General features: G+C 35.4%; 1 protein-coding gene. It reads right to left on the bottom strand.

Translation table 11 applies throughout. From position 1 onward, the window contains the following. Positions 1-105: 105 nt before the first annotated feature. Complete coding sequence (locus tag PND65_RS09575) at positions 106-1686, bottom strand: transposase (RefSeq protein ID WP_271992505.1); 1581 nt, start codon at positions 1684-1686, stop codon at positions 106-108. Positions 1687-1778: the final 92 nt, after the last annotated feature.

Here is a 1778-nt window from a genome sequence, read left to right as displayed (position 1 = left end):
CTAAATAATAAAAATCCCCAGTTCATCTCTTGATGTGCTGGTTTTTTGGCATTATAAAAACATCTTTTTTATTTCTTGTTTTTTTACAATGTAAAAGGTTTCTTTCTACGCTTCCTTCTTATCAGTTTTTATTCGATAGAGGTGATATTTTCTTAAATTATATCCAATACATACCAGTAAAAATTCCATTTTTACACTTTTCATTCCTTTTCTGGTAAATCGTGTAAATCCCATGTCCTGTTTAATCACTCCAAAGGCTCCCTCAACTTGAATCGATCTCTCTTTCTTCATTTCCTGTCCTTCTGAAGTGGATAGATTTTCTTTTACTTTTTCCTGGAGTTCATTTAAGATGACGTTCTTTCCGCATGTCCGATACTTTCCTTTTGTACATTCTTCTTTGAGCGGGCATCCCTCACAATGATTTTTTTCTGTATAAATCTGTGTAATAGACAGGTTGTCATTTCTTGTATATTGTATCCTGTCGTATCCATACTGATCGAACACTCGACCATCCGGGCAGATTTTGAATCCCTCTTCATTGATTTTCCAGTTCAGTGAATTGAACTTTCGTTTCTTAAACTGCTTGTCTTCTTCTTTTCCATACATAGAAAATTTTTGTACCAGTTCCATTTCATGCTCTACATTATATAAATAGTTGTCATAGCTTCCATATCCTGCATCGGCTACCGGATATTTTGGCCGTTCTCCATAAGCTTCTTCGTAACGATCCATAAATGGAATCCATGTATGTTGATCGGCTGGATTTTGAAATACATCCGAATTTGTGATAATCCCGTTGCATACGGCAATCTGACAGTTATAGCAGGGACGTGTTACACCCGTCTGATTATAGTAGTCATATTTTGTAGCCATAAATGTTGCATCATGGTCAATTTTAGAACAGGAGTTTCTCTTTCCCATGATGTTCAGCCAAAATTCATATTCATTCAGTTTTATATAGTATCCGAGGAAAAGATCATAAAATCTCTGAAATTCTGATTTTCTTTTTCCCTTTCCATAGACCAGCTGAATATTCTGACATGTGATAACTTCCATAAGATACTGACAAATTACACCCATATCGAATGCTTCGTATTTTCCTTTTACCGGATAATGATATCCATAAGTTTCGTTCAGCCGATAGATATCTTCCGTAATTCTTTCGAACAGACGTGTTTCTGCATTCATAATCCGTTTTTTATACACGAATGAATTCTTATGCGCATTTGCCTCTATCTTTGTACCGTCTATATACTGTACATCCGTATCACAAAGCATTAAGTCCCTGGCGATATGTTTAGAAATCGTAAAGAAAACATCATCAATTGATTCTTTCAATTGTTCTGTCATTCTCTGAAATGCCATGGCACTTGGACATTCCTCATTTGTCAGATACATGTAACGAATATCTGTCTTACATAACTGTGCGATCTTCGTCAGTGAACGATTGCCTTCCTGAAAAGCAAACAAAAGGGTCTTGAGCAACATGACTCTATCGTGTGAATGTGTATTATTTGAGCGGGTAATCTTAACAAACTTTGAAAAATCAATCCCTTCTACCGCTTCAAGAAACGAAAACACAGGGTCATTTGAATCTATTTTAACAGAGAGATCAAATGGCAGAGAGAGTTGCACAAAACCAGAATAATGATTATAATTTGTTTGGTTAAATTGGTTTTGTAGCATAACTAAATTATACTACAGACAAAAAGGACTGGAGTTTCCATTTAAGGAATTCCAGTCCTTTTTTAGATCTAACTTTTAACTGTTAGACCCCC

Source organism: Faecalitalea cylindroides (assembly GCF_028321995.1).
Lineage (GTDB): Bacteria > Bacillota_I > Bacilli_A > Erysipelotrichales > Erysipelotrichaceae > Faecalitalea > Faecalitalea cylindroides.
Note: the sequence above shows the minus strand (reverse complement) of the source record. Positions and strands in the feature narration are given on the sequence as shown.